This is a genomic window from uncultured Helicobacter sp., from assembly GCF_949282165.1.
In the GTDB taxonomy this organism is placed as follows: domain Bacteria; phylum Campylobacterota; class Campylobacteria; order Campylobacterales; family Helicobacteraceae; genus Helicobacter_F.
Map to the genome: position 1 here is coordinate 21,944 of NZ_CASDOV010000008.1, position 25,963 is coordinate 47,906.

A 25,963-nucleotide genomic window follows, 5' to 3' on the forward strand; every position below is an offset into this window, starting at 1 on the left:
TAAGCAATTTGCACAATCCACAACGCAAAAACCAAATCTCGTGCGTCAGCACCAATCGCCCCTCTCGCTTCTATCCTCACGATAGAATCTGCTCCACGATGCACCTAATCTCTGCAGTGTTGCGCTGGGTGCTAAAAGTGTGGGCGAGCTCGTGGGCGCGCGCCTTGTGGGCTAGAATCTCCTCGCGTGAGAGGGCAGCGAGCGCGCTAAGGAGCGAGTCTGTGCTAGATTCCCTCGCGCACACGCCACAGCACTGCGTAGAGACAAAGCGCGCAATCTCGCTAAGAGGCGTGGAGAGGATACAAAGCCGTGCTTGGAGGTATTCAAAAAGCTTGTTTGGCAGGCAGTGCTCGAGGTTAAAAGTCGTGGGGAAAAAGGGAATAAGCCCTATATCAAAGGCATTGGAAAAGGGCACGATAGATTCTAAGCGCACGGGGGGCAAAAATATGAGATTGCTCGGCGCGCGCTCCTTTAAGGAGCGGAAAAACTCGGGCTGATTGCTTAGAGCCATCGCATAGAGGACATACCCGCTGGGGAGCTTGCGCGCGAGCTCGATGAGATTGGCACTGCTCCTATCAGGGCTCACAAAGCCGTGATAGAGGATTTTTATAGGAGTGTGCAGCGGCGTGGGCGTGAGGGCAAAAAATGGTGGCAGCGACAAAAACACCCTTGAGCGCACCCCAAAGCTCTCATAATACTTGCGCGCGATGCCCTCACTCACGCACAGCGCGCCATCTACTTGGGGCAGATACACCTCGCACAAATGCTGGAAAAACAGCCCAAAGCTCTCTAGCCACTCCTTACTATCCTCGTATTCTAGCGGGTAATACTCGCGCAAATCAATGAGCACCTTTGCCCCCCTGTGCTGCGTGCGGTATTGCAGTGCGAAGGGCAAAAGCGTGATATCCTCTACGATGAGTAGCTGCTGGGGTGGGAGGCTAGCGAGATACTCGCGGATAAGGAGGCGATTGGGGGTAAAGATGAGATTCTCAAACGCGCCATTTTGGCAGTGGTTTTTAAGAATCTCATTTTGTGCGGGAGTGCGATCTTTGGCGGTTGGCATAGCGGGGAAGCTAAAGCACTGCACGCCGTCTATGGGCGTGCATTCTTTGGCAATCACGCTAAGGGTGTGAATCTCGCGCAGCATAGCAATCAGCCGTGCGGGGCGCGGACGCCTACTCGCGTCAAAATCACACAAAATCGTGATATTAGCAGCCCTAGCAGCCATTGAGAGAGCCCAGAATCTTGCCCTGTGGCAGGACACACACGGATTTGCTCACGCCTTTTTTGCTAAGGCGCACTTCATACGCTCCCCTCACTCCATGCGCGCCCTGCAGCTCTAGCGGGACTTTGGCACAATACACAAAGCCCAAGTGATCGAAATACACTCGCCCGCTCTCGCGCTCCCCGCACCCGCTAGGCGAGAAAATCTCCATACTCTCAAGCCCGAGATTCTCCCCTAGGCGCGCGTGTATGGAGAGATTGTTTTTGCAATCAAAAGATGTGTTGGTGTTGTTATACCCGCTGATACACTGCCGCGCGCCATCCATAGCGATGATATCCCCCGCCATAGGGCGCGAGTCAAAGTCCGTGCTGAGAGAATCTCTAGGCGTATCGATATAAAGCGAGAAGCTAGAAGTCGCATACATCTTGCCTATGTGGAGCTGCACCTGCCACAGGGCATTTTTGGAATGCGCGATGAGCTTGCGCACATTGATAGAGGGATAGCGCACAGACACAGAATCTAGCTGGGCGGTATGCGTGAAATGCCTCTCATCGGTAAGGGCGAGAATCTGCGCGTTTTGCAGCTGGTGTAGCAGCGTGCGCTGCGCGATAAAAAGGCTTTGGTTTTGGCTTGGGAGACTAAAGGCAAAGGCGATGGCTAGGAGCACAAAGGCTAGCAGGAGCTCGAGCAGATTCACTATTGCTGCCTATGCGGTGGGGTTTTAGAATCTTGGATAATCTCATAGCGCGCGATTGTCCTGCCTAGGTATTCTAGGCTCACATCATAGTGCGCCAAATCCCGTGCCGGGCGCAAAACTCTAGGAGAATCGTTGCTAATGCCATAAAAGCGCAGTTGGAGCTCGAGGCGTTTGTCTTGGGCTTGGATCGCGCTAATGCCCATAGCTTTTAGCTTGTGGGCTAAGTCCTTGCCATAATAATACGACTTGGCAAAGTGGCTTTTCACTCCAAGCAAGTAGGCGAGCTTGTTGGCATAGAGCACGCTTGTCTGCGCGCAGGCGAGGGCTATGATACACACTAATCTCGCGACATAGCCCTTGCGGAATTGGGGCAGGCGCACGCGTATATCACTCATAAAGCGATTGATAAGCACCGGTAGCCCCACCACACTCATCGGGATAAGCGTGTGGATATCGACTTTTTGGCGCAGCGAGAGGATAAGCACAAACACAATCGCACTCAAACTCACATAACTCATAAACTCATCATAACGCCTGATAGAATAGATGAGCGAGTAGATATAATACGCAAGCAAAAGCGGCGAGAACAAAAAGATAAGCCCGCCTAGCGTATCTAAAAAATAGCTCTGTGGGTGCCCGCTGACACTGATCCCAAAGAGATTCATATTTATCGCAAAGCAAATGAGTGCAAACACCATATAGCGCGTGTTTTTGTGGTGCAATGCATAAAAAAACATACCCAAAAACAGCACGCTACACCCAGCGTCCAAAAACACGCTGATAGATGGGAGGAGGTAGGCATTGCGCCTAAAGCGGATCTGCCAATACACGCACATCAGCGCGATAGTCATTATGATCGTGGATTTGGACACAAGGGCTGAGTTAAACACCACGCCGGGCAGTATCATAAAGATAAGAACGCACAGCAGGCTATCGATGGGCTTTTTGAAGTAGATTCTAGAGATGGCATACATCAGGCAGACATTGAGCGTGTGCAGTGCCAAAAACGGGGCGCGCAGCGCGAGATCATCGCGCCCAAGGTGCTCATAGCTAAAGCGCGCTAGAGCAAAAAGCCAGCTTTTGTCATAAAAAAATCCAAAGGCTTCTGTGTGGTGGATACTCATCTCGCTGATATTAAAGAGCAAGCTCGCAATATGCGCAATGAGAAGGAGGACAAAGAGAAAAGTCGTGCCTAGAGTTCGCATAGGAGCCTTTGTGGTTTTTTGCGCTGATTATAGCATAGGTTGTCTTGTGTGCGGGTTTGGGTAGGCTTTGGTGTGTGAAGTGGCTATGAAGAGAGCGCAAAAGCCAAGGGGCTTTAGAAATTGAGCGCTAGCCAAAGCGCGTAAGCAAATCGTTATTATGATAAAATCCCGCTTGTCTTATAGAATCTCGACAAACGCCAAACCGCGTTCCTGACGTGCCGACACTAAACAATCACAGAATCTCGCTTCAAGATTGCGTGTATGCTCGCGTAGCGGAGCGAAGTGGAGATTCACTCTCCACGAGCGATACACAAGTTTGTGAAACAAACTTGCATAAAATGATAGGAAAACCAATGGAATATGTGCTTAAAAATAAAGATAAAGAGGTGCTAAGGTTTAGCGTGGAGGAAGTAGAAGCTTTCGTAGCAGGAAGTGATAACAATATCACGAGAAAAAAAGAGGTGTTACGTGATATTGAGATTATCCACAAAGACTTGCTGCCCATAAACCTTGACACATTTGACATAGCCAATTCCTTGCAAAACTGGATTAATAAAAGAAAAGTGCCAAGCAATAGGGAATTTGTAGAAAAGATTGTGGCGACTTATGAGCACCAAAAACTTATGGGCTATGTTGATATCTCACTCGCCCTCTCTCTGAACGACTCGTATTGGATAGTGCCTACTGATAAGGCGTATCAATGGAAAGACTACAATCTCTATCACAATGAGTTCTCTGAGGCATTAGAGCTAGTAGCCTTTGGTATGCAGGATTCTTACCAAGCACAAAGGGGCGAAACCTCACCCGAATACACCACCAATGGTATGCTAAAAAAATGTTGGCACAGAGAAAATGGCAAGATCTATCTCTACAAAGGCTCAAGCAGAATCTATCACAAAAATGCAGAGGCGTTTAGCGAGTATTATATGGCGCAAGTGGCGCAAACTCTAGGCTTTGAATGTGTGAGTTATGATTTGGTGGAGTTTCATAACCAAATCGTGAGTGCTTGCCCTATTTTTACCAGTGAGAGTGAGGGCTATGTGCCAATGTATCAATGCTTGCAGACTAAAAAAAGCTTTTCTAACGACAAGCAAGCCCTGATACAAGAGATTCTAAAAGTGTATGATAGGCAAGCTTTTCAAGATATGATGGTCTTTGATGCGCTTATAGGCAATATTGATAGGCATTTGGGGAATTTTGGAATGATTATTGACAACGATGCCAACGCTCTCCTGCGCCCTGCGCCCATCTTTGATAATGGCTTATCGCTAATGGCGAGGTTGTCGCCCCATGAATTGCGCGCCATTGACATATCCTTAGCAAACCAAACCACATATTTTGAGCTAGGCTTTGATGAGCAATTATCCTTTTATGTCCAAAAACGCCATCTCCAAGCTCTCGAAAACCTAAGCAAATTTGAATTTAGTAAGCACCCAAGCTACAATGTAGCAGATTCTCTCCTAGAGTCTATCAGTGCCCATATTAGGCAAAGGGCACTAAAGGCTATTGATATGATACACAAGCGTGAGAGAAGTATTGTAAAAACCGCAGACACCTAGCCAAGCAAAGCCAAATCCTAAACCACGAAAGCAATAAGGAGCGATAAGACAAAATAGGCGTGTGGGTAGACTTATCAATGTTTAAAGAATATCCAAAAAACAATGTCGTGCCTCTCTCATCGATGAACACCATAGAGCGTTTTATTATCAAGGTTTAAAAGAGTATCCAAACACCAAGTGGCACAACAAAATCTGCCCTATTTGCTTAAAGCGAGCACCTCTTTTGTCTGCACTGCGATGGGTATGTCTCGCTTAGCTCCCCACATATCGTGGCAATAATCACACGCCTTGAAATACTCCTGTGTGTAAAATCGCCTAAAATCCGCCTTGCTCGTGTGTGAATCTAGCGTGATAAAATCCCCCTCAAACTCCTCTAAGCCTTTGAGCCTCGAGAGCGAACTAGCGATGGGGCAGATAAAGATATGCCCAAAAGCGGCGTGGGTGCGTGCAGTCTCTGCGGTGCGCGCGGCGGTGGCAGTATCCATAATGTCCGTGTGCTTAGAATCTAGCGTATCGCTTGGCGCGCTAGAAACGCGATTTGGCATTTTGCTAGATTCTGTATTTTGGGATTTTGGCTCTGCATTCTTTGCAGACGCACTCAAATCGCTATCTTCTAAGCTGTGTAATTGCCCCCCCCCCGGATAAGGTTTGAGCGCAAAGCTCTCATTGCTCATCACGCTCACGCACGCCATCATACACGCCTTGAAATTTTTGATAATCCCCTCTTTGTCGCGTCCGCGCTTATAGATTTTTCCCGGATCAAACCAACTACTGCCCTCACTCTGCCATAGGATATGGTGCGCTATCCTGCGCTCTGTAAGCACCCGCGAAATCTCATTTATCTTTAACTTGACTTTGAGATTTGGTGAGGTGGAGTAGTCGCTGATACTCACCCAACTCTTTTGCGAGCGTGCCAAAACCTCTAGTAGCGCAGAATCTGGCATAATCGTGCCGTTGGTTACAATATCAAACATTTTGACTTTTTGCTCCCGCTCTAGGGCTTGTGCTACCTTAGCAATGTCTTTAAAGAGCAGCGGCTCCCCACCGATGATACGCACATACGCCACACTATCTACCACCCTGCACAAAGCCTCTAATGTCTCTAAAATCTTCTCCAAACTGCAAGTGTAGGCGTTTTTGCTATCAAAATACTGCATAAGGTTATTGCAAGATTCACACCGCAGGGAGCAGCGCGTGGTGAGCACTAGCTCGAAGTAGGGTATGTCGATTTTGCCTAATTTGTAGCGCAAAAACACATAGGGGCGCAGCAGCATCGCCCCCACAGGCTGACTTTTGACAAACCAAAGCCACGCCCTATGCGCCACAAAAACAGGCAAGAGGTGGTATGCCCTCTGCTTTTGTATGCGCTTGCGATATTGCGCGCGGGCGTAGGATTTGATGACTTTAGCCCTATAGCTATCTGATAGAGTGAGTGAGGTGATAGCTTTACGCACCACAAGCAGGAGTGCAAATCGCAAGCTTTTAGATTCTAAAAAACTCTTTTTATAATCCTTACGCAAAAAGTTTTGCCACAGGGCGTTTGCGTTGCGCTTAAGGTAGCGTTTTTTTAGCATTGTGTTCATTATTTTCTCCTTTTTAGTAAGTGTTTGAGCTTGCGCGCTAGTGGGTAGAGCGCGGGGGCGTAGGCTTTGGTGTATGCGCTAAGCGTGATATTAGCAGAGCGTTTTAAATAGGGTAGCAAAATCTCTAGATAAAACACATTTTTGCGCGCTATGCGCCACCAGCTTTTGTGGTAGGGGTTTTGGACAAACTTTGGCTTAACTCTTAGTTTGCCACTATCTTTTGGTGCGAAGTTTAGCTTCTCCCATGGCTTGTAGCCACCTAGCATATGCACGATAGCGGGATTGCGCAGTGCGTGCGTGAATGTCTCTAGGCTATACGCGCAGGGCAAAACCTCAATCCCATTGCGCTCATACCTCTGCGCCGCGCCCTCAAAGTCTAGGCGCGAGGGGTGGAGCCATTGGAGATTCCACCTCAAGGCTAGAGTGTGGATCTCGCCCCTAAAGAGGAAATTGACAAAATCCTGATCGGCGGCACCTGTGTAGGCAAAGCTCTGAATCTGCGTGAAATCCTTGGTGCGCCATTTGGGCAAGTCAATAAGCAGCACGCCGGAGTTGTGATACTCCTGCGCATTTACTAGCCCATCACACACGATAGCCACATCGGCGGATACATTGCGCACCGCTCCTATCGCCCTGCCCTCTAAGTCGCTCATAAAAAGCGCGCGGATATCATCAAGCACGAGCGTATCGACATCGAGATACACGCAACGCGCGATGGTGGGATCGAGCACCTCGCCGATTTTTAGGCGGAAATACGCGCACCAATTCGCCCCCGCCTCGCCCCAAGGCGTGAGATTGCTAAACTCCTCTTGGCTTAGGGGGTGGAGCGCGATAGCACAGGGGTAGATGGCATTGAGATGGGATTCTAAAATGCGGAGTTTGTGCTTGGTGCTAGGGCGTAGGGTATCGCACAGGAGGTGGAAGCTCACAGGAAGTGCGGGGAGGGTGCTAGATTGTGTATTGCGGGAATTTGGGGTTGTGGGGTTTGTAGAGGTGGCTAGATTTTTATCTTCTAAGCTGTGTAATTGCCCCCCCCCCGAGCTTGGATTTATCGGACTTGGATTTGCTGAGCTTAGATTCACTCGCGTGCTCACTAGAGGCAATGGCGGCGATGATACTTTGCATAGTTACTGCGGCGTATTTGGCGTAGTTGTCATCGCAGCCAAAGACGATGTGATAGCTTAAGTCGGTGAAGTGGTGCATAGGAAGCCTTTACAAAGTGGATTAGAGGGCGCATTATAGCAGAGATTGGGGGGATAAGGGCTAGGGATTTTTGTGGAATTCTAGCTTTTTGCTAAGCCCTAGGGCGTTGTTGGTGTATTTGGCATAGAGGATCTCTAGCGCATAGAGCTCGCCCGCCCCAAGGCGCGCAAAGGGAAAGCGCGCGTAGTAAATCTCGCCTTGGGCTTGTGTGGCGAGGGAAAATCTCGCTTGGATTTGCAGTCCTTTTATCTTAGCGATTTTTAGCGTGTTAGTGGCGATAGTCGCGCTGACATTGGGATAGCGCGTGGCTAGCTGTATGTGGCGCGTGTGCGGCTCGCTTTTAAACACAAGCGCGATATTTGCCTCATCAAAGGCATAAAAGCAATTTGCGCTATGAATCCATACAGAATCTAGCGTGATAGAATCTCGTGTGGGAGAATCTGATGCGCTAGATTCTAGCGCGCACGGCTCGCGTAGGGCTTGTGAATCTAGCAAATCATAGCGGGGCTCAAGGACGCTTAGGGCTAATAAATGCTCAGCGTGCAAAAACTCTCTCATCGCTTGGTGCATAGCCTCTCCTTGTTTTGCTTGTTGTTTTGTGTGATTGGTGCGCTAGGGCATCAGAGCCCCGCGAGCTTTGCGCGGGACTTATGGGAGGAATTATAGCCTAGTGAAACTCGGGCTTTGGCGTCTTAGTCGTAGAATCTGGAAGCATTGGGTATTCTACCTTGGGCTTGCGTCCTGTGAGTGAATCTAAGAATCTAGCGATTTTGCTAGCCTCTGTGTCGTCTATCTCTATGCCTAGCTGGATACTGCCCATCTCTTTGATCGCATCAGTGAGATTCCAAAACGCGCCATTATGAAAATACGGGGCGGTTTGGGCGACATTGCGCAAAGTCGGGGCTTTTACCAAGCCATCTTTGTTGCCCTTAAAGCCACCAAGCGAGGCGAAGCGGTAGTCTTTTACCACTGCAAAGGGCTGCATACTGCCACCCAGATTGATCCCGCTGTGGCAAGTCGCACAACCCTTGTCTAAGAAAATCGCCAAGCCCTCTTTTTGCTCCTTGCTTAGGGCTTTGTCATCGCCGTTGAGAAAGTCATCAAAGGGCGCGGGGGTGATGAGTGTGCGCTCATACACGCCAATTGTCGAGGCGATGAGCTCAAAGGTTATCTTAGTATCCGCGCCATAGGCTTTTTTGAACGCCTCCACATATCCGGGGATGGAGTTTATGCGCTCCACTATCAGCTCCTTTGGTGCTGCCATCTCCACGGGATTTTCGATATGTCCTTGTGCCTGCTCGGCGAGATGTGCCGCACGCCCGTCCCAAAACTGAATCTCATTAAACACGCTGTTATACACTGTGGGGGAATTAAGATGATGTCCATTTGGCTGCCATTTGTGCCCGATAGCCGCAGGCACGAGATCCGCGCCACCAAGCCCGAGATTGTGGCAGGTGTTGCAGGAGATGAGGTTGCTTTTTGAAAGGCGCGGATCGAAGTAGAGCATTTTGCCTAGCTCTACCTTAGCTGGCGTGGTTTTGTTGCTCTTAGCATCGGGAGCGAGCTTATCGACTAGGGCTTGGATTTGGGCTTGTGTCTTTGGCAGGGCTTGCAAGCCATTATCTTTAGCCATCTGACGCAGCGCGGCATTATCGGGTGTAGCGGCTAGAGCGATACTTATCGCGCTTAATGCTAGCAGGATTTTATACATACGATCTCCTTAAAGTTGTGTTGTGTTTTCTAAACCACTAGGGATTTAGAAAATTATTATTTGATAACTAAGCTTAAGGAATTATAAAAATGAAGGCGTCAAAAAAGGCTTGGATTGGAGGCTGAAAGAAGCGCAGTGTGTGAATCTATGGGCGCGGTGGGAGTATTTGGCGTAAGTGGGGGGCGTGGTTGGCGTAAATGCGGCGTGTAGGGGCGTTTGGCGTAGGTAGGGGGGCGTGGTGGGGTGTGCCTACCAGCTTAGATTCCCACCTACGCGGAGGCTGAAGTATTGTGGTATCGGGTAGCCCTGCAAATCGGTAAATTTCGTGCTGGACTGCAAGGCAATATCAAGGAAGCCTAGCACATTTAGTCCGCCTGTGAGGATTAGCCCATTGTCTTGGCGCAAGTCTTTCATCGCACCAAGGCGCAGATCAAAGCCCTTCCAGATAAATCCCGCACCTCCGCCTACCATTTGGCTTTTTTGATCCTTGGTGCTAAAGGCAATGATATCATTTTGTGTGAGATCCACATCAAAGGCGAGGTTAAACCCTGATTGTGTGTAATACGCCGCTCCAGCACGCACTTGGGGCTTGATCACGATATTTTCTAGCGTGGATTGGAAGGTGGGGGAGTTTAGGTTTTTGCCCACAAGCCCAAAGGTGAGATTACGGAATTTGGGCAAATCGATCTCATACACCATACCCACATCCACGCCTATGGCTTTGTCCATCGTCGCGTTTTTAAAGTCCTGCACGATATTGCTCATCTCCGCGCCAAAGTCCGTGCTCGTGGTGATGGCGATTTTGTTTTGCATACTCATACTATTCATCAGCTTTCCCGCGACACCTATGTTGAGATTGCCGCTTTTGAGATAAAAGGTGCGCGCGTAGCCAATTGGGATCTCGCTTAGCACGAAAGAAGTCATATAGATACTGTGCGCATCTTGGGCGTTTGTGCCTTGCAGGGAGGCGATGAGTGAGTGATTGTCGTAGGCATTTTTGTCCGAGATTCCATAAGTGTAGCCACTATCGGTGATTTTTAGCTCATAGTATTGGTTGCCCGCTTCGATGATGAGGCGCATTCTATCTGGATTGGCATTAAGCGAGATATTAGAATACAGCGAGCCAAATAGCCCTACCGCAAATGTGCCTATCATATCGTTGAGCGGGCGCGAGCCTAGCTGGAAGACTAGCCCGTTTTGACTGACGAGATTCATATGATTGTCTTGGAGGGCGCGCTGCACCATCGCGATGTCTTCCATAGATTTATCAAGCCCTTTGTCCGAGCCTTTGCTGATACTAATAGAAGAGATGGCGTTAGTGAGAGCACCTGACACACTGCCTGCGCCACTACCATTGCCGATTTGGAGATTGTCAAAGTCTATGCCCCCCGCCACGCTCTCTATGAGGTCCTTTTGGATATCTGTGAGACTGGAGCTGCTTTGGATATTTTCTTTGATTTTGTCGATGAGGTCGTTGTAGTTGCCACTTTTGTGGCTTTGGAGATAAGATTCTAGCTTTTGCTGTGTGGTTTGTCCGGTGGTGGTGCCCCCTAATACAGAATCTAATGCCTTGTCAATCGCGCCTACCACACCATCAACCGCGCCACTTGCGCCACCACCACTGAAAGTGCTTGCAAGCCTTGTCGCGGTGTCTTGCATATTGGCAATATCGATCGTGGCGAGCTGGGCGATGTTTTTCTCTTGGACATTGACACCAAAGCTATAGCCAAACTTCACTTTTGGCGAGGCAGAGAGCAGTGCTGGATTGTAATACAAGCCAAAGGCTGAGTTTTTGAGCGCGACACCCGCGCCGCCCATACTCGCCGAGACATTGCCCATCGTCCCAAACTCTAGTGCATACGCACTCGCACCCATCGCCGCTAGCACATACGCAATCTTTTTCATACGCTTATCCTTAGATTCTAAAATCTCTAAAAGACAAAGCCGCCGCCGATTTGCAACGCAAGGTATCGTGGGAGGGTGCTGCCATCAAAGCGTCCTGTGGAAGTCGAAACCGCAAATGCCACATCGACAAACCCAAACCCAAGGCCGGCTGAAAAAATCGCGCCATTATCCTGACGCAAATCCTTTGCTAACCCAGCACGCACATCAAAGAGTGCAAAATCCACATCGATTCCCGCGCCTAGCTTTTGGGATTGGAGCTTTGTATTGGTGAGATTCCACACATCGTTATTAGTGAGATCCGCATCGGCTGCGATGGTGATATGCTCTCCGATAGCATAGCCCACACCAAGCCTTGCTTGTGGGCGCACCTTAAGCTCTGAATCTGCAAAAGAAAAGGTGGGGGTATTGAGATTTTTGCCCACGAGTCCTATCGTGAGATTTTTCATCGGCTCGTATGTCACGCCCACATCGATACCAAAGGCACTGCGCTTGTCATCGCCCACTTTTAAGACATCTTGGAGCGTATCTTGGATTTGATCTGCCTTAAAAGTCGTATCAAACTTCACGCTAGAGTGGGTAAATGCAGCACTCATAAACTTCAGAGCAAGCCCTGTGCTAAACTCCCCTATGGGTGTCTTAAACGCATAGGCATAGCCTAGCGGTATCTCTGTAACGCTCAATCCACGTGCCTCAAAGGTTAGATTCGCACTATCCACATTGGTTTGACTTGTAGGCAAAAACCCACCAAACGAAGTAGAGGCATACAGGCTCTGCGTGTAGCCAATCCCAAGATTCCCAAAGGGCAATTCCGGAAGTTGTAGCACCAAAGCTGCGTTAATCTTAAAAGCCACATTATTATCTTTAAGGAGTGTGTTAAAGGCATTGATATCGGATACGGAGCTTAGGTTGTAGTTTAGAATCTCAAACATATTTTTATGGCTAATCGCTCCACTCACGCTATAGCCTAACTTGACACCGGGCTTTGCACCCAAAAGCGCGGGGTTAAAGAATAATCCATAAGGGCTATTTTTTACCGCGACACCCACGCCGCCCATACCAAAAGCTTTGTGCCCCACTTCATTAAACTCTAGCGCCAAGCCAACGCTAGAAAATCCAAAAACCAATGTGCTTGCCACAAGTGCTTTAAGTGATTTCATCTCATCTCCTTGTGTTTTTGTCTAGTTTTCTGAAGAGTTGCTTATGGTAGCATAAAACTCATAAATCGGCAATTTAAACAAAAATTCACAACCTAGATTCTAGGTTTAGTGAGCCTGCTCTGGCTTGTAATCGAGGTTTTCTTGCACCACAAGCGCGTGGGGCTTGTAGTGGCTTTGTAAAAGCTCAATATGCAATGAGACTTTTAGCGTGCCTGAAGCGCGATCCTCGCGCACCTCAAGTGGCGCGCTAAGCTCGAGGACATAGGGCAGCTTGCTAAGCCTGCGCATAAACTCCAAAAGCTTGGCATTAGAATCCACATAGCCGCTAAGCTCGTAGCGAGTTTTGCTAAGCGCGTCCTGCTCACTGCGCAATAAGACTTCGAGTGAAAGACTCACAAAGTCCTCGTGCAATAGCTCCAAAAGCTCATCGGGAGTGCTCGCATAGAGCTTGTTAAACAATGCGCGATTGTCATCGATAAATCCCCGCACCTGCGCGCTAAGAGCGGTAAAATCGGCGTTAGTTTGCTTATAGATGAGCTCGGCGCGTCTATTCTCGGTTAGCTGGGCTTTGTAGGCATAGATTTTGGGCATAATCACCTTGGTAATGCCAATGAGGGCAAGCACGACAAACAGACAAAAAAACAGCGCATTTTTCACGATAAATTCTGTTTTGTATTCGCTCATTTGCCACTCCTTGTGCGGATTTTGCTTGTAGATTCTGTGCGCATAGATTCTTACCTATGGATTTTGCAAGCTCTGCAATCTGGGGTGTTTTTGGCTCACTGAAACAAAATTAAACCACCCATTCACAAGCGGGAAAAACTCCGCCCTGCTCTCATCAAAGCTCGCCTTTAGCGGAGCTTCTAGCAAAAACACATACACTTCCTTAGATGGCGTGATACCGCCAAGCTCGAGCTTGTGCGTATCGATTTTGAGCCAATGGAGCGTGATTTGGGCGGGGATAATGTCTAAGAGCCGCTTAAAGCCATCGGCAAATCGCTCATTGCTCGATTTTGTCTGTGAATCTGCCCCCCCGATGATAGCGCTCACGCGCGCTTGCTCAAAGTGCAGGCGACTGAGATAATCCTTAGCAGCGATGATATTTATATCGAGGCGTTGGGTGCGGGATTCTAAATCTTGTAGCTCGTTTTGCTTGCGGTGCGTCTGATAGTCTATGAGCATACCAAAAAGCGCGATACAAATCATCATAAGCACGATATAAAAAATCCATATTTTAGTAAGGCGGCGGAAAATCGATTTGGGCTTAGGCTGGATAAAGCTATAGGTGCGCATTTATGGATTCTCCCTCTGCATAAGCTCGATGAGAATCTTAGCGAGATTCACACGCTTTAGCTCCACATCTAGTAGCAGGGTGTTTTGGATATGCGTGAGGGCTTGGGGCGACATACCATAGGTGTCAAAAATCACGATTTTTTCTAAAAAGTCGCTGCGATAGAGATCGTTGCTATAAAATTCATTGATACAATTGATAATCGTCTCGGCGGCATTGTGCGCGCGGGCGATATCGCGAAACTCCTCGATACGCGAGTGCTCCTCTTGCTTTTGCTTTTTTAGCTCGATTTCTTTAGGGAGGAATTCCTCCTCTAGCACCTCTTTATCGATATCCTCTAGCTCGCCGATTTCTTTGAGTTCATCAATAGAAGAGCCTATCGCCCCTTCGAGATTTTTCATATCTAATAGAGAGCTCACCTCGCCTATCTCATCTTGCGTCTCATCGCTAGATTCTAGGGAATTACCGAGAGAAAAATATCCGCCAAAGGACACGCCCTGCGTATCGGCTACCATTATGCTGATACTGCCGCGCGAGTGGAGGACATACATACGATTGCGCTTGTGCAGATTGCTCTTGCTCAAAAACTCAAGCGCAACAAATGGCGAAAAGAGATAATCTAGCCCTAATGCCTTGAGGTAGCGCACGCGGTTTTCATCAATAGCGCGCTTTTGGATATAGCACATCCACCCATCAAAGGCGATGAAAGTATTATCGCTTGCCTTGATGCCAAACTTCTGGACTTGGGATTTTTGCGTGGTGCTCACTAAGCCTTGGTTGTAGGTTTTAGAAAACGCACCTAGAAAGCTAAAGGGATATTTGCGCTTATAGCTTCTGATGAGTTTGGCGGCTTCTATGGGGAGCTCGCTATTGCTACATTTGAATTCTTTGTGAATCTCTTCTTTGGTGTGCTTGTTTTTTTTTACCACGATAGAGAGGTTGCAAGTCTTGCCATCAACATCTACGCCGATGAGCGTGGTGCAAAAGAGCGGTCGCAAAAGACTAGAGAAGTGTAGCAAGCCCAATCCTTAGACTAAAATCTCATCTATTGTATCTTATAAAACTTTTAAACTTCTTTATGCGCGCCATCTATGCTATCCATATAGGCTAAAAGCTTGTCCTTAGCCTCTGCTAGTGACATAGCAGCCTCCACGCTAAAGCCCTCAATGGCATAAAAATCCATCGTGCCAAAGGGCTTTGGGATTTTGAATCTATCCCAAGTCTTTAACTCCCAATATTTGCTAAACTTCACGCGCAGAGGCACGATGGGCACGCCCGTTTTTTGACTCATCGCTATCACGCCATCGGCAATAGAGTGATAGGGTCCCTTAGGTCCATCGGGAGTGATGCCCATATCATAGCCTTGCTTTAGGAGCTGGATAGATTCTATAAGCACCTTCAAGCCGCCCTTAGAGCTAGAGCCGCGCAGGGTATCAAGCCCGAAATATTTATAGAGCTTTACCATAATCTCCCCATCAAAGTGCTGGGAAGAGATGATATAAAAGCCCTTGGCGCGCTCTTTGCCCATTTGCTTTTTGGCATATCTGTATAAAAATGGCAGCATCAAAAACTCCCCGTGCCAAAAGGCTGCCACGAAGTTTTTGTGCATCATCGCTTCGTGGAGATGGAATCTACGCCGTGAAGTGAGATAGAGCACCCATAGCAGTGCCCACACAATGCGCGGCAGGAAAAACAACAAAAGCTTGCGTTTAGTCTGCTTGGACAGCATACAACTCCCCTATGGATTGAAATCGCGCCATTGTAACGCATCTTTGCTTACTTGTCTATTTGTGAGGACATTAACTAACGCTTTAGCGTATCTTTGGCATAATGGCGCGGATTTAGATTCTGTATTTTAAGGAGTCCTTGATGGCAGATATACTAGAGCAGGCACTTAGAGGAGAAAACCTCACTCCAAGCGAGCTTAGCAAGCTTTATGATCTAGATATTTTCACACTGGGCAAGGCGGCAGATTCTATCCGCACGCACAAATACCAAAAAAAGGCGTTTTTTAACCTCAACCGCCACATAAATCCTAGCAATATTTGCGCGGATGTGTGCAAATTCTGCGCGTTTTCGGCACATAGAAAAAACCCAAACCCCTATGAGATGAATCTCGATGAGATCCTCGCCCAAGCCATCGCCTCCTACAACAACGGCGCCAAAGAAGTGCATATCGTCTCTAGCCACAATCCAAACTACACATATGAGTGGTATATGAGTGTCTTTAAAGAAATCAAAAAAGCCCTGCCACATATCCATATCAAAGCCCTAACCGCGGCGGAGGTGGATTTTTTGGACAGGAAGTTTAATAAGGGCTATGATCGCGTGCTAGAGGATATGATAGAATCTGGCGTAGATTCTATGCCCGGTGGCGGCGCAGAGATCTTTGATGAAAAGGTGCGTGCGTATATCTGCAAAGGCAAAGTGAGCTCCACGCGCTGGCTTGAGATCCACAAAGCGTGGCATTCTCTGGGCAAGATGAGTAATGCCACTATGCTCTTTGGACATATAGAATCCCGCGCGCACCGTATCGATCATATGCTGCGCCTAAGAGAGGCTCAAAGCCCACAGGAGCGCGTAGATTCTAAAAATGGCGGGTTTAATGCCTTTATCCCCCTGCTGTATCAAAGGCAAAATAATTACCTAAGTATCAAAGACTTTCCAAGTGGGCAGGAGATCCTAAAGACTATCGCCATAGCGCGGATTTTGCTCCATAATATCCCGCATATCAAGGCTTATTGGGCGACTTTGGGGATTAATCTCGCGGTGGTGGCGCAGGAGTTTGGCGCGGATGATTTAGACGGCACAATTGAGATGGAGAGCATACAATCTGCTGGCGGGGCAAAGAGCAAAAATGGCTTTGACAAAGATGAGCTCATCTTTCAGATACAAAATGCCGGATTTACCCCCGTAGAGAGGGATTCGCTCTATAATGAAATCAAAGTGTATGCGTGAGGGTAACCGCGCAAAAAGCCGATATATGAGGTGTATTTATAGCGTTTTGGAGGGCAGAATATGAGACAAAAAACTATACAAAAAAAAGTCGAGCTTGTGGGCATAGGACTACACAAAGGCGTGCCTGTCAAGATGACGCTAGAGCCGCTAGCAGAGAATAGCGGGATTGTGTTTTATCGCGAGGATATGGGCGTGAGTATCGAGCTAAAGCCACAAAATGTGATCGATACGACTATGGCAACCGTGCTGGGCAAGGATGGCGCGAAAGTCTCTACAATCGAGCACCTCCTCTCGGCTATCCACGCACACGGGATTGACAATCTCAAAATCTCGCTTGATAACGAGGAAGTGCCCATAATGGATGGCAGCGCGATAGGGTATTGTATGCTTTTGGAGGAAGCGGGGATTATCAAGCAAAACGCGCCCAAAAAAGCCCTAGGGATTAAGAAGCCCATAGAAGTCAAAGACGGCGATAAATTCGTGCGCCTAGAGCCTAGTGAAAAGACGATTTTTGACTTTTCTATCCAATTCCCCCATCAAGCCATCAAAAACCAAAGCTACAAATTCACCTTTAGCACCAAAGCCTATATCGATGAGATTGCGCGCGCGCGCACCTTTGGGTTTTTGAGCGAGGTAAATTATCTGCGCTCCATAGGACTGGCAAAAGGCGGGGATTTGAGTAATTGTATCGTGCTTGATGATCACGGCGTGATGAACAAGGAGGGGCTGCGGTATAAAGATGAGTTTGTGCGGCATAAGATCCTCGATGCGATTGGCGATATGGCGCTTATTGGTATGCCATTGCTTGGCACATACATCGCCTTTGCCGGAAGCCACAAGCTCAATCACTTGCTGACGGAGAAAATCCTAGATGATGAAAGCGCGTATGAGCTCATCACGCTTGAGAATGAAGCAGAAGATGAAGCGATGGATTATGCGATAGCACCACAGGAAGTAGAAAAAATCTAAAGCCATAGCGGCGTTATAGAATCTCGCGCAGAGATTCTATAATCGTATGTGCGCATAGAGCCAGAGCAGGGACTTGCCCCAAGCCCTAGTGCAAGCTTGCCCTAGCAAATGTATTAAAGGATAGAATCTACAAAATCCACAACGCAGATTCTAAACAATACAGAATCTAAAGCAAATTCACAATCTCATCAAAGCTCAGAATCTAACCTCTTAGATTCATATCCTTTAAGGGTGTCCCATAGATTCACAAATCTCGTGTTTGCGCAAAAAAAAATGGGTTTTATCCCCTCCCCGCACTCGCTAAAAGCCCCCAAAAAGATAAAGCCGCTTTTTGCTGTGGCTTGGATTGCAACCCGTTGGCTCTTTTGGCTCTTTTTGCGCAGCCACAGCACACATATCTTTTAGTAGGAGAGCCTCGCTGTAGGCAAAGTGCAAGATTCTGTAAAAACGCAGTTTCTTTAGAAAAATCGGCGGTGGGGCTGCTGGCACCTTATTGCTGATGCTTCTAAAGAAGCTACGCTTTGCCACACACAATGAGCGCAAAATGGGGCGATGGGGGTGGTATGCGCTTTGCGTGCTGCACATTTATGTGATTTTTGCTGCGCAAATCCGTAAAAATGGCAGAATCTATGGCAATAATTCTGCTAGAGACTTGCGCTACCGCCCGTTATTTGGATATAGCAAAGGCTTAATGAGGTTTTTGGTGTGATGAATTGTGTGATGGCTTTAGAATCTGCTTGAGTGAGATTCTAATCTCTAAACATAGATTCTGTGATCCTGTAAGGTTTTAGACTCTATAACGCATTTTATAGAATCTAGCTTGCTTTATAGAATCTACGCAAACGCCGCGCCGCATTCCCAAGCGCAACTACACTAACAGATTCTATAATCTTACTCTAGATTCTGTGTATGCTCGCACAAGCGGAGCGAGCGGGGGTTACCCCCTTGAAGTGATAACAACTTGCCTTTGACAAATTGCACTACAGACATAAACTCCTAGAGCTTAAAAGGATTTTCGACAACCTTTTTGCGATCGATGATATATGGGATGAGTGCCATATGTCTCGCACGCTTAATCGCCACTTCCACGCGCTCCTGCCACTTCTTGGTATTGCCTGTGAGGCGGCGGGGCATAATCTTGTAGCGTTCTGAAAGGGAATGCTTGAGCATATCCACATCTTTGTAGTCGATAAATTCTAGCTTTGCCTCTGTGTAGCGGCAGTATCGTTTTGAGTATTTTTTCTTTTCCATAATTTCTCCTTTAGAATGGTATTTCTTCGTCGTCTATGTTGATTTCTGGGATATTTTGCGCATAAGCATTGCTTGGTTGGGCGTTGTATGCTTGTTGTGGTTGGTTGTAGCTTGGATTTTGCGGTGCTTGGGTGTAGCCACTATTATTGTAGCCACCATCATAGCCATTGTAGCCCGCGCCATCTGCGCTTTGCGAGCGAGAATCTAGCATTTGCATACTTTCAGCGATGATGCTATGCTTGGAGCGTTTTTGTCCGCTCTGATCTGTCCAACTCTCAAAGGACAATCGCCCCTCAATGAGGATTTTTGAGCCCTTTTTAAGGTATTGGTTAGCGACTTCTGCGCTCCTGCCAAATAGCCTAACATCCACGAAGCACACTTCCTCGCCCTTGCTCCCATCTTGCTTGTTGTAGCGGCGATTTGACGCAAGCCCGAGTGTCGCCACCGCACTCCCACTAGGCAAATAACGCAAATCCACATCACGCGTGAGATTCCCTACCATAATGATCTTATTATACATCATATCCCCCTTAGGCTTCCTAGCTTACGCCTCTTGTGTCGCCTCAGTCTCTTGCACTCCTGCCTCTTGAGGTGGGGTAGGCTGGGCTTTTTGCTTTTTTGGTTCTGGCTTGTTGTTAGCCCTATCTACGAGCGTTTGCCACGCTTTTTGCTCTCTTTTGTTTTCGTATTTGATGACGATAAACCGCAAAATCTCTTCGTTGATTCTATAATTCCTCTCAAGCTCTGTGATGAGGGTCGTTGGGGCTTTGAAGTAGATTACAAAGTAGTATCCGCGCTTGTTTTTCTTAATCTCATAGGCGAGATTTCTCATACCCATATCTAAGCAAGTCTCGATAACGCCGCCATTTTTGGTGATAATGTCTTTGAAAAAATCAATCTTTGCCTTGATTTCTTCCTCCACTAGAGTGGGTTTGATGATAAACATCGTTTCGTAGTGTTTCATAAGCTCTCCTTTTGGTGTAACCGCCCTTTCGTCCAAATCTCCACAATCGGCAAAAGAGCAAGGCTTAAGGGGCGGATTTTATCTCAGCATAGCTTGAATTTTGATTAAAGTGGTCAGAGAGTTTTTGCTCCTGCCGCTCTTGGCGTCCATATCCCAACGATTGAGCAAATCAAAAATCTCAATATAATCCACCTCCTTGAAATACAAGCAATACTTGCGCTGCCGCTCTAGAATATGCTTAGGCGGGGTAAATCCTAGAATCTCGCTCGCATTGAGGCTGCCGTGCGTCTTGATATAGCTAAAAAACAAAAAAAGCTGATAAAAAAACCGCTGCAACTCCCGCACAATCATCACTTCGCTCGTGCCCTCCTCATAGATATTTTGTAAAATCTTCACAAAGGGCTTTTTGTCCATCAGGGCACAAAATAGCTCCTCGACGCTAAAGCTCGCTATCCCCTCGCACAAAAACCGCACCTCCTCGCTGCTCACCACTCGCGCGCCCTCTTGTGAATCTAGCCCGATAGCAAACTTCTCTAGCTCCTTGTGGGCGATTGCAAGGTTGCTATTTTGTAGCTCTAGGATATAGCGCAAATCTTGGGTGTGAATCTCTATCCCTAGCTCTTTTGTGCGTGCGCGCAAAAACTCCACGCTCTCCTGCACACTTGGCTCAAAAAAGCGCACCTCCGCCACCGGGATAGCACTGCTACTAAAGGCATTGGCAAACGCGCGCGCATCTTGCATATACTCCGCCTCACTTTTAGAACTAGAGATATGAAACTCGATGATAAGCGCGTTGCTTGGGTTAGATTCTATGGCCTTGAGCAGGGATTGGCAGGATTTTTTATCGAGCTTTTTATCAAGCTTTAGCAGGATAAAGGTATCGCCCCCAAAAAGCGAGTTTTGGCTAAGGAGCGAGTGGATAGCCTCCACATCGCACTCATCATAAAAAAACCGCTGCACCTCCTGCCCGTTTGAGAGCAGCGCAGCGATCTTGCTCCCATAATGACTGATGAGAAACTCATCTGCCCCATAGAGCAGATAGGCACGGGGCGGATTTGGCTTACTAAGGAGAGAATCTAAATCTTTTTTATACATCAACGCGCACATTCCTTTACATTTTTTGTAAAAAAATATTGACAAAATATGTAAAAATTTTTATAATAACACAAAAATTTTAGCATCTAGGGATATAAAAATGAATAAACCACACAAAAAACTTTTGCGGAACAAAATGAAAGATTTAGGGCTACATTTGGTGGATCTCGCGGAGTTTTTGGACATTTCAAGACCCACAGCCTATAAATTTATAGAATTGTATGAATTAGGACATAGAAACAAACTAGATTCACACATATTGGGGCTTTTTGACTTTATCGACCAGACTCCAAACCTCACAAAAACAAAGGTTTTTAGCTATATCGTGGAGCATATCACAAAACTTAGCGAGCTAAAGACCAAGGAGCAGCTCATAAAAAACCTCATAGACAAAAACAATCCCACAAAAGTGGAGTTTATCAGCAAAATCTGCAAAGAAAGTATTTTTGATCCAATCCTAGGATATTTGCTTGAGTGTGAAAAGATTTTGCACACAAAGAGTGGTACTCGCAGAAAAAATCTCAATCAAAGTGATTGTGAAAAACTAAGAGCCCTCAAGGTTTTTTATGAAAGCTTGGGGCTAAAACTCATATAAAAGGAACAACGATGGACATCACAAAAATAACATTTAAGGATTTTAGAAATTTGGGTTGTATCAACTTGGCATCAGACAACACAAATGGCTTGAGCAATACTCTTAAGCTAAATGGGGGGGGGGCTAATAGTCCTTTTGGGCGCGAATAACGAGGGTAAAAGCAATGTGCTAGATGGCTTAAGCAAGCTTGGGAGATTCTATGAAGATGAAGCCCTTAATAAAGAAAAGGATAAGCCAAATTTTTATAGCTATGAGGGCTTACCAAGAATAATAGCACACTTAGAGGACACACTAGAGCAAGCCCAAGATGATTTCTCGGATAAAACATACAACATCACTTTTACAAAGGGAGTGATTGAGAAGGGATTAGAAAATCATCCAGAAATTGGAGATGAGGCGACATACAAAGCATTTTTACAAAAACTTTTGGAGAGCGATAAGACAATAGTCTATGGAAAAGATCAAGAAGGCACAAGAGATGAGATAAAGATTTTTCTCGCAGAACATAATCTCACATTGTGTTGTAGTGCGACAAATGGTGGGAGGTCTTTGCAATGCTTTTCTATCCTAGAAAACAAAAGTTGTGAATCTATCAAGGATTTTGATAGGGCTACTACATTGCGATGTGGGTTTGTAACCAACGGCTCCAAGGGCACAAATGATGCTAGTGAGCTACGAGAGTACCTCAAAAATTTCAAAAAAAACATCAAAGAAAAATATCAACTAGAAATGTGGCTAGAAAATGGTAGCACGCGATACGAATCTAACCTGCCACAGATTGAAGACATAAGCGAATTGACAGAAGAGATAGAGCGGATTATCACAAATATAAAAAACCTTGATAAAACATTGGTAGAACTGGATTCTGGCTGGAATTCTGCTGGATGGAGGCGTAATCCAAACAGGGGAGAACTTCATAAGATTCTTAAACAACTAGAGGATTCAAAGCACAATTCTGGTGAGGCAATACAAGCCTATGAGAAATTTCATACATTTTTTCAAGACAATATGGAGAGTTTGATAGAAACATATAAATATAAACTTAAATCTAAAAATATAGACTTAGAGCCTCGCTCGCCCAGTGCGCTGCGCCATCTCGTCAAGATTGATGAAGCATTCCCCCAAATTTACCATTATAAGCAAAGCGAACTCAAAGATGATGATTTAGAATCCAAACCAAACGACTTTCAGGATTCTGCATTTTTCAAGGCACTTTTTGCAATATTAGGGGAGGACACACAATCCACCATACGAAAAATATATGAAGACCACAAAAATACCCCACATCTAAAATCATATCTCACCAGCGCACAAAAAGAACTCAATAAACTTGTGCAAGAAAAAATTGATAGACGATTTAATGAGCTATATTGCCTAGAGCAAGTCGTGTATCACTTTGAGCTAGGGCTAGAGACAGGATTGCTCTCTTTTATGATGTATAAAAATGATGAAGTCCTTGAACTAAGCAAACAAAGCGTGGGCTTTAGGAAATTTTTTGCTCTATTTTTTAATTTTCTCTATCGAGCCAATCTCAAAAGTGGTGATATCGTGCTTATCGATGAAGCCGAAGCCCACCTAAGTGTGCCAGCCCAAAGAGATTTTAGGAAGTTTTTAAAGGATTTTGGACAAAATCAGGGCATTATCTTTATCATCGCCACACATTCGCCCTATATGCTTGATAGCGATTATCTTGATGAAATTAGGATTGTGAAAAATCTCAGTGCGCAAGATGCAGATTCTATGGGATACAAGGGCACGGCGATTATCAATGACTTTTCGGTTATTGCTGAAGAAGATGCTGATACGCTCCACGAGATTCGCAAGGCTTTAGGCACAAACTTCACACCAGATGATAGGGTGATTTTTGTAGAGGGCATTTCGGATTACAACTATCTCACAGCTTTTAAAAATCTCTACAAGCAGGAAAAAGGAAAGATAGACCTAGCCTTTTTGCCAATCGCTGGAGTGGGCAGAGGCGAGGAGGGCAAGGGCATCAGCAAAGCCCAAGAGCAAAAACTCAAAGCCATACTTAAATTTGCCAAAAGCTGCAGGATAGCTAACCCCATACTTTTGGTAGATAACGATGGAGCAGGCAAAAGTATGGAAGATTTGGGGAAGGGAGAATTTAAAAAAGAACTATCTGTTTTAAATCTTGCAGAATTCGCACAAACAGAAGGTATAAAAGATATAGAATCTCTGTTTTCTAATGAGGAACAAAAAAGATTTGGCATACTCACAAGCGATGAGATTAAAGAACATAAAAAGAACGATACCTATCAAAAAGATATGAGCAAAAATATCACAAGTCGTAGATTCAAATACAGCCACATTAAAGAAGTGAGCAAAGAAACAAAAGAACGCTTTTTCACGCTTTTAGAATCTCTGAAAAAATATGAGGCTTTGTGACAACTACCCCATAGCTCCCAATGCCACGCCATATATCTCACGCGCTATGAGATCCGCGCCCACAATGCGCACGCACAAAGTGGCAAACTTCTCTAGCTCCCCGCTAGTGTCCGCCAAGCCCACTGCATTTGGCGCATTTGCCACATTTGGCGCGCTTAACGCATTTATAGAATCTACGCAATCCAACTCCGCACAATCCACCAACACATACGCGTGGGGGATAAGAGTAAGCGCCAAGCAGCGCACAAACCCATCATCGCGCTCACCAAGCACGATTGCTTCACACACGAGCGCCCTTTTGCTCGATGTTTTGCTCGCCCTTTTGCGCGACGATTTTTGCACCTCCAGCAGCCCTAGCACATAGCGCACACTTTTGTAATCATTAAACTCCCGCTCTAGGCGGTTTATGGCTTTTTGCTTGAGGTTGAGCTCTTGAGCGATGCTCTGTGTGTGCTCACAGAGGTATTCTAGCTCTTTAGTCTCACGCAGGAGGGACTTTAGTATCCTATGCACGCACAGATCGCTATATCGGCGGATTGGCGAGGTAAAATGCGTATAAAGGCTAAAGCCTAGCCCAAAGTGCTCCGCAGGAGTCGCGCTATAGCACGCCTTGGCAAAAGAGCGGATAATAAGCGTGTCGATGACTTGCGCAAACTGCTCGCCCCGCTCCCGCGCCCAGCTCTGAATCCCCGCAATCTGTGCGCGCAGCTCCCCGCGCACTATGGGCGCGCCAAGCTCCTGCATATCGTAGAGGAGCTGCGAGATTTTGCTCTCTTTGGGCGGTTGGTGGATTCTATAAATCCCGCTAGGCGCGTGCGTGTGGAGCATTTGCGCCGCAGCGATATTGGCTAGGAGCATAGATTCTTCGATGATATGATGAGAGAGCGAGCTAGTCTCAAGGCGTATGCGCGCCACCTCGCCCTGTGAATCCAACTCTATGCGCACATCGGGGCTATGGAGATCGTAACCACTGCGCAGGCGATTAGCGCGGAGTTTGCGCACCTGTGGGATATAGGATTTGAGCCATTGCAGGGATTGGGGCAAGCTATCGCCCTCCAAAAGTGAATCCAAACTATCATAATCCCTATGCTCACGCGCTTTGATAATCCCCTCATAGAGCCTAGCATCCACCGCCCTGCCCTCGCTTAAACTAATCTCCCACACGAGTGCGAGGCGCAAGCGATTTTTTTGCAACGAGCAAAGCCCGCTAGAGAGCGCAAAGGGCAGCATAGGCACGACGCAATCCGGGAAATACACGCTAAAGCCCCGCTCCCGCGCCTCTTTATCCAGCGCGCTATTTTTGCTCACATACTCACTCACATCGGCAATCGCCACATAGAGCGTTTGGGCGCGCTCATCATAATAAATCGCGTCATCGTGATCCTTAGCCCCCTTAGGATCGATGACGCAAAACTCCAAATGCGTGTAATCGCGTCTGTGTGGGTAATGCGCGCGCAGCACACGCGTGCCATAGCTCTGAGCGAGCAGGAGGCTTTGTGGCGTGAAGTCCTGCGCTATGGCGTATTGCTCGAGCACAATTTGCGTATCGATACGCGCGTCATCAAGCACGCCTAGCACCTTTGTGATCTCAAGCGAACGGAGATTGATTTTGATCACGCAGTTTGGGGGCAGGGCGCGGAGGGATTTTTGTGAGGCTTTGGGGGTGTATCTCTGTGCGTTTTGTAGGTTTAGGGCGTATATCGCGCCCTTTTGCTGGAGCAGCACACAGATAGCAAAGCCCTCTCTCGCCTCTAGCACGCACACAAAGCGCGCTATCTTTTTGTAGCGCATTATGCCTTTGCGCTTGCCCTGCTTGATGGATTCTATCTTAGCAAGCACGATATCGCCGCTAAAGGCGTTGCGCGGGAGGTTTTTGATAATGAGATCTTGGCGGTGGTGCGGGTGTAGGGGCGTGAGGAAGGCGTGGGATTTGCCTAGAGGGAGATCTAGGATACCGATGAGGAAGTTTGGCTTTAGCCTCACATAGGGTTTGTTTTGTGAATCTCGGTTTGGGTTTTTTGGGGTGGGTTGCGTGCTTTGTTGTGAATCTATGTGGCTAGATTCTGTAAATGCCTTGGATTCTATGCCCCCTAGATTCTGTATTTTTTCATTTTTCAGAATCTCTTTAGATTCTGTGATTGTTTCAGAATCTAAGTGGCTAGATTCCGAAAGTTGTGTGTCCTTTAGAA

At 46.9% G+C, this 25,963-nt stretch carries 27 protein-coding genes; 7 read left to right on the forward strand and 20 right to left on the reverse strand.

The window, feature by feature from the left end; all coding sequences use genetic code 11:
• Positions 1-76: 76 nt before the first annotated feature.
• From ACH2BK_RS05630 to ACH2BK_RS05645, 4 genes are all read right to left on the reverse strand, one after another.
• Positions 77-1,228 carry a capsular biosynthesis protein gene (locus ACH2BK_RS05630; protein WP_394995372.1) on the reverse strand — a complete coding sequence of 384 codons (1,152 nt, stop codon included), beginning with the start codon at positions 1,226-1,228 and terminating at the stop codon, positions 77-79.
• Positions 1,218-1,922: a hypothetical protein gene (locus ACH2BK_RS05635; RefSeq protein ID WP_395002484.1), complete on the reverse strand. Its 705-nt coding sequence runs from the start codon at positions 1,920-1,922 to the stop codon at positions 1,218-1,220. The genes ACH2BK_RS05630 and ACH2BK_RS05635 overlap by 11 nt, the downstream gene beginning before the upstream one ends.
• Positions 1,922-3,127 (reverse strand): hypothetical protein, encoded by a 1,206-nt coding sequence (locus tag ACH2BK_RS05640; RefSeq protein WP_395002486.1) that lies wholly within the window; start codon positions 3,125-3,127, stop codon positions 1,922-1,924. The genes ACH2BK_RS05635 and ACH2BK_RS05640 overlap by 1 nt, the downstream gene beginning before the upstream one ends.
• Before the next feature lie 177 nt (positions 3,128-3,304).
• On the reverse strand, positions 3,305-3,481 hold the full coding sequence (locus ACH2BK_RS05645) for a hypothetical protein (RefSeq protein ID WP_395002488.1): 177 nt from the start codon (positions 3,479-3,481) through the stop codon (positions 3,305-3,307).
• Between ACH2BK_RS05645 and ACH2BK_RS05650 the strand changes: the two genes are divergently transcribed.
• Positions 3,481-4,686 carry a HipA domain-containing protein gene (locus ACH2BK_RS05650; RefSeq protein ID WP_395002490.1) on the forward strand — a complete coding sequence of 402 codons (1,206 nt, stop codon included), beginning with the start codon at positions 3,481-3,483 and terminating at the stop codon, positions 4,684-4,686. The two genes, ACH2BK_RS05645 and ACH2BK_RS05650, sit on opposite strands and share 1 nt — an antisense overlap.
• 197 nt (positions 4,687-4,883) lie before the next feature.
• On the opposite strand, the gene ACH2BK_RS05655 is transcribed toward ACH2BK_RS05650, so the two are convergent.
• The 11 genes from ACH2BK_RS05655 to ACH2BK_RS05705 form a co-directional block, all read right to left on the reverse strand.
• Positions 4,884-6,269: a radical SAM protein gene (locus tag ACH2BK_RS05655; RefSeq protein WP_395002492.1), complete on the reverse strand. Its 1,386-nt coding sequence runs from the start codon at positions 6,267-6,269 to the stop codon at positions 4,884-4,886.
• Positions 6,269-7,351 carry a glycosyltransferase family 8 protein gene (locus tag ACH2BK_RS05660; protein ID WP_395002494.1) on the reverse strand — a complete coding sequence of 361 codons (1,083 nt, stop codon included), beginning with the start codon at positions 7,349-7,351 and terminating at the stop codon, positions 6,269-6,271. The genes ACH2BK_RS05655 and ACH2BK_RS05660 overlap by 1 nt, the downstream gene beginning before the upstream one ends.
• A complete protein-coding gene (locus ACH2BK_RS05665; RefSeq protein WP_395002496.1) occupies positions 7,275-7,472 on the reverse strand; it encodes a hypothetical protein in 198 nt (65 codons plus the stop codon). Before ACH2BK_RS05665 ends, ACH2BK_RS05660 begins: the two co-directional genes overlap by 77 nt.
• Before the next feature lie 60 nt (positions 7,473-7,532).
• The gene (locus ACH2BK_RS05670) at positions 7,533-8,042 is read right to left on the reverse strand and encodes a hypothetical protein (protein ID WP_394995385.1); all 510 of its coding nucleotides are present in this window, start codon (positions 8,040-8,042) and stop codon (positions 7,533-7,535) included.
• 97 nt (positions 8,043-8,139) lie between these two features.
• The gene (locus ACH2BK_RS05675) at positions 8,140-9,183 is read right to left on the reverse strand and encodes a cytochrome-c peroxidase (protein WP_395002498.1); all 1,044 of its coding nucleotides are present in this window, start codon (positions 9,181-9,183) and stop codon (positions 8,140-8,142) included.
• A 249-nt stretch (positions 9,184-9,432) separates the two neighbouring features.
• Positions 9,433-11,088: a conjugal transfer protein TraF gene (gene traF / locus ACH2BK_RS05680; protein WP_395002500.1), complete on the reverse strand. Its 1,656-nt coding sequence runs from the start codon at positions 11,086-11,088 to the stop codon at positions 9,433-9,435.
• Between the two features lie 26 nt (positions 11,089-11,114).
• Positions 11,115-12,245 (reverse strand): conjugal transfer protein TraF, encoded by a 1,131-nt coding sequence (gene traF / locus ACH2BK_RS05685; protein WP_395002502.1) that lies wholly within the window; start codon positions 12,243-12,245, stop codon positions 11,115-11,117.
• Positions 12,246-12,350: 105 nt separating this feature from the next.
• Positions 12,351-12,929: a hypothetical protein gene (locus tag ACH2BK_RS05690; RefSeq protein ID WP_394995394.1), complete on the reverse strand. Its 579-nt coding sequence runs from the start codon at positions 12,927-12,929 to the stop codon at positions 12,351-12,353.
• Positions 12,930-12,983: 54 nt separating this feature from the next.
• Complete coding sequence (locus ACH2BK_RS05695; protein WP_394995397.1) at positions 12,984-13,538, reverse strand: hypothetical protein; 555 nt, start codon at positions 13,536-13,538, stop codon at positions 12,984-12,986.
• The gene (locus ACH2BK_RS05700; protein WP_394995401.1) at positions 13,539-14,555 is read right to left on the reverse strand and encodes a hypothetical protein; all 1,017 of its coding nucleotides are present in this window, start codon (positions 14,553-14,555) and stop codon (positions 13,539-13,541) included.
• A gap of 47 nt (positions 14,556-14,602) precedes the next feature.
• Entirely contained in the window at positions 14,603-15,265 is a 663-nt protein-coding gene (locus ACH2BK_RS05705) for a lysophospholipid acyltransferase family protein (protein ID WP_394995405.1), read from the reverse strand.
• Between the two features lie 140 nt (positions 15,266-15,405).
• Between ACH2BK_RS05705 and mqnE the strand changes: the two genes are divergently transcribed.
• The 3 genes from mqnE to ACH2BK_RS05720 all read left to right on the forward strand — a co-directional run bounded on the left by mqnE (position 15,406) and on the right by ACH2BK_RS05720 (position 18,172).
• A complete protein-coding gene (mqnE, locus tag ACH2BK_RS05710; protein ID WP_395002504.1) occupies positions 15,406-16,494 on the forward strand; it encodes an aminofutalosine synthase MqnE in 1,089 nt (362 codons plus the stop codon).
• A gap of 60 nt (positions 16,495-16,554) precedes the next feature.
• The gene (gene lpxC, locus ACH2BK_RS05715) at positions 16,555-17,463 is read left to right on the forward strand and encodes a UDP-3-O-acyl-N-acetylglucosamine deacetylase (RefSeq protein WP_394995411.1); all 909 of its coding nucleotides are present in this window, start codon (positions 16,555-16,557) and stop codon (positions 17,461-17,463) included.
• A gap of 544 nt (positions 17,464-18,007) precedes the next feature.
• Positions 18,008-18,172, forward strand: coding sequence for a hypothetical protein (locus tag ACH2BK_RS05720; protein WP_395002506.1), 165 nt, complete (start codon positions 18,008-18,010; stop codon positions 18,170-18,172).
• A gap of 287 nt (positions 18,173-18,459) precedes the next feature.
• On the opposite strand, the gene rpsR is transcribed toward ACH2BK_RS05720, so the two are convergent.
• From rpsR to holA, 4 genes are all read right to left on the reverse strand, one after another.
• Positions 18,460-18,714 carry a 30S ribosomal protein S18 gene (gene rpsR, locus ACH2BK_RS05725; protein ID WP_394995416.1) on the reverse strand — a complete coding sequence of 85 codons (255 nt, stop codon included), beginning with the start codon at positions 18,712-18,714 and terminating at the stop codon, positions 18,460-18,462.
• A 10-nt stretch (positions 18,715-18,724) separates the two neighbouring features.
• On the reverse strand, positions 18,725-19,234 hold the full coding sequence (locus ACH2BK_RS05730; protein ID WP_395002508.1) for a single-stranded DNA-binding protein: 510 nt from the start codon (positions 19,232-19,234) through the stop codon (positions 18,725-18,727).
• A 24-nt stretch (positions 19,235-19,258) separates the two neighbouring features.
• Positions 19,259-19,678, reverse strand: a complete 420-nt coding sequence (gene rpsF / locus ACH2BK_RS05735; RefSeq protein WP_395002510.1) for a 30S ribosomal protein S6 — start codon at positions 19,676-19,678, stop codon at positions 19,259-19,261.
• A 78-nt stretch (positions 19,679-19,756) separates the two neighbouring features.
• Positions 19,757-20,773, reverse strand: coding sequence for a DNA polymerase III subunit delta (holA, locus tag ACH2BK_RS05740; protein ID WP_395002518.1), 1,017 nt, complete (start codon positions 20,771-20,773; stop codon positions 19,757-19,759).
• Between the two features lie 136 nt (positions 20,774-20,909).
• Between holA and ACH2BK_RS05745 the strand changes: the two genes are divergently transcribed.
• The 3 genes from ACH2BK_RS05745 to ACH2BK_RS05755 are packed head-to-tail and all read left to right on the forward strand — an operon-like array spanning position 20,910 to position 23,774.
• On the forward strand, positions 20,910-21,368 hold the full coding sequence (locus ACH2BK_RS05745; RefSeq protein ID WP_394995420.1) for a hypothetical protein: 459 nt from the start codon (positions 20,910-20,912) through the stop codon (positions 21,366-21,368).
• 11 nt (positions 21,369-21,379) lie between these two features.
• The gene (locus tag ACH2BK_RS05750) at positions 21,380-21,517 is read left to right on the forward strand and encodes a hypothetical protein (protein ID WP_395002512.1); all 138 of its coding nucleotides are present in this window, start codon (positions 21,380-21,382) and stop codon (positions 21,515-21,517) included.
• A 16-nt stretch (positions 21,518-21,533) separates the two neighbouring features.
• Positions 21,534-23,774, forward strand: coding sequence for an ATP-dependent endonuclease (locus tag ACH2BK_RS05755; protein ID WP_395002514.1), 2,241 nt, complete (start codon positions 21,534-21,536; stop codon positions 23,772-23,774).
• Between the two features lie 3 nt (positions 23,775-23,777).
• Here the strand turns inward: ACH2BK_RS05755 and ACH2BK_RS05760 are convergent.
• Positions 23,778-25,963, reverse strand: a 2,186-nt coding sequence (locus tag ACH2BK_RS05760; protein ID WP_395002516.1) for an RNB domain-containing ribonuclease, incomplete at its 5' end; no start/stop codon positions are given.

Excerpts from the sequence above, each read along its gene's own strand:
- ACH2BK_RS05630 (WP_394995372.1), bottom strand. The coding sequence starts at position 1,228 with ATGGCTGCTAGGGCTGCTAATATCACGATTTTGTGTGATTTTGACGCG.
- ACH2BK_RS05640 (WP_395002486.1), bottom strand. The coding sequence starts at position 3,127 with ATGCGAACTCTAGGCACGACTTTTCTCTTTGTCCTCCTTCTCATTGCG.
- ACH2BK_RS05650 (WP_395002490.1), top strand. The coding sequence starts at position 3,481 with ATGGAATATGTGCTTAAAAATAAAGATAAAGAGGTGCTAAGGTTTAGC.
- ACH2BK_RS05655 (WP_395002492.1), bottom strand. The coding sequence starts at position 6,269 with ATGAACACAATGCTAAAAAAACGCTACCTTAAGCGCAACGCAAACGCC.
- ACH2BK_RS05665 (WP_395002496.1), bottom strand. The coding sequence starts at position 7,472 with ATGCACCACTTCACCGACTTAAGCTATCACATCGTCTTTGGCTGCGAT.
- ACH2BK_RS05670 (WP_394995385.1), bottom strand. The coding sequence starts at position 8,042 with ATGCACCAAGCGATGAGAGAGTTTTTGCACGCTGAGCATTTATTAGCC.
- ACH2BK_RS05675 (WP_395002498.1), bottom strand. The coding sequence starts at position 9,183 with ATGTATAAAATCCTGCTAGCATTAAGCGCGATAAGTATCGCTCTAGCC.
- traF (WP_395002500.1), bottom strand. The coding sequence starts at position 11,088 with ATGAAAAAGATTGCGTATGTGCTAGCGGCGATGGGTGCGAGTGCGTAT.
- traF (WP_395002502.1), bottom strand. The coding sequence starts at position 12,245 with ATGAAATCACTTAAAGCACTTGTGGCAAGCACATTGGTTTTTGGATTT.
- ACH2BK_RS05690 (WP_394995394.1), bottom strand. The coding sequence starts at position 12,929 with ATGAGCGAATACAAAACAGAATTTATCGTGAAAAATGCGCTGTTTTTT.
- ACH2BK_RS05695 (WP_394995397.1), bottom strand. The coding sequence starts at position 13,538 with ATGCGCACCTATAGCTTTATCCAGCCTAAGCCCAAATCGATTTTCCGC.
- ACH2BK_RS05705 (WP_394995405.1), bottom strand. The coding sequence starts at position 15,265 with ATGCTGTCCAAGCAGACTAAACGCAAGCTTTTGTTGTTTTTCCTGCCG.
- mqnE (WP_395002504.1), top strand. The coding sequence starts at position 15,406 with ATGGCAGATATACTAGAGCAGGCACTTAGAGGAGAAAACCTCACTCCA.
- lpxC (WP_394995411.1), top strand. The coding sequence starts at position 16,555 with ATGAGACAAAAAACTATACAAAAAAAAGTCGAGCTTGTGGGCATAGGA.
- ACH2BK_RS05720 (WP_395002506.1), top strand. The coding sequence starts at position 18,008 with ATGGGGCGATGGGGGTGGTATGCGCTTTGCGTGCTGCACATTTATGTG.
- rpsR (WP_394995416.1), bottom strand. The coding sequence starts at position 18,714 with ATGGAAAAGAAAAAATACTCAAAACGATACTGCCGCTACACAGAGGCA.
- ACH2BK_RS05730 (WP_395002508.1), bottom strand. The coding sequence starts at position 19,234 with ATGTATAATAAGATCATTATGGTAGGGAATCTCACGCGTGATGTGGAT.
- rpsF (WP_395002510.1), bottom strand. The coding sequence starts at position 19,678 with ATGAAACACTACGAAACGATGTTTATCATCAAACCCACTCTAGTGGAG.
- holA (WP_395002518.1), bottom strand. The coding sequence starts at position 20,773 with ATGTATAAAAAAGATTTAGATTCTCTCCTTAGTAAGCCAAATCCGCCC.
- ACH2BK_RS05745 (WP_394995420.1), top strand. The coding sequence starts at position 20,910 with ATGAAAGATTTAGGGCTACATTTGGTGGATCTCGCGGAGTTTTTGGAC.
- ACH2BK_RS05750 (WP_395002512.1), top strand. The coding sequence starts at position 21,380 with ATGGACATCACAAAAATAACATTTAAGGATTTTAGAAATTTGGGTTGT.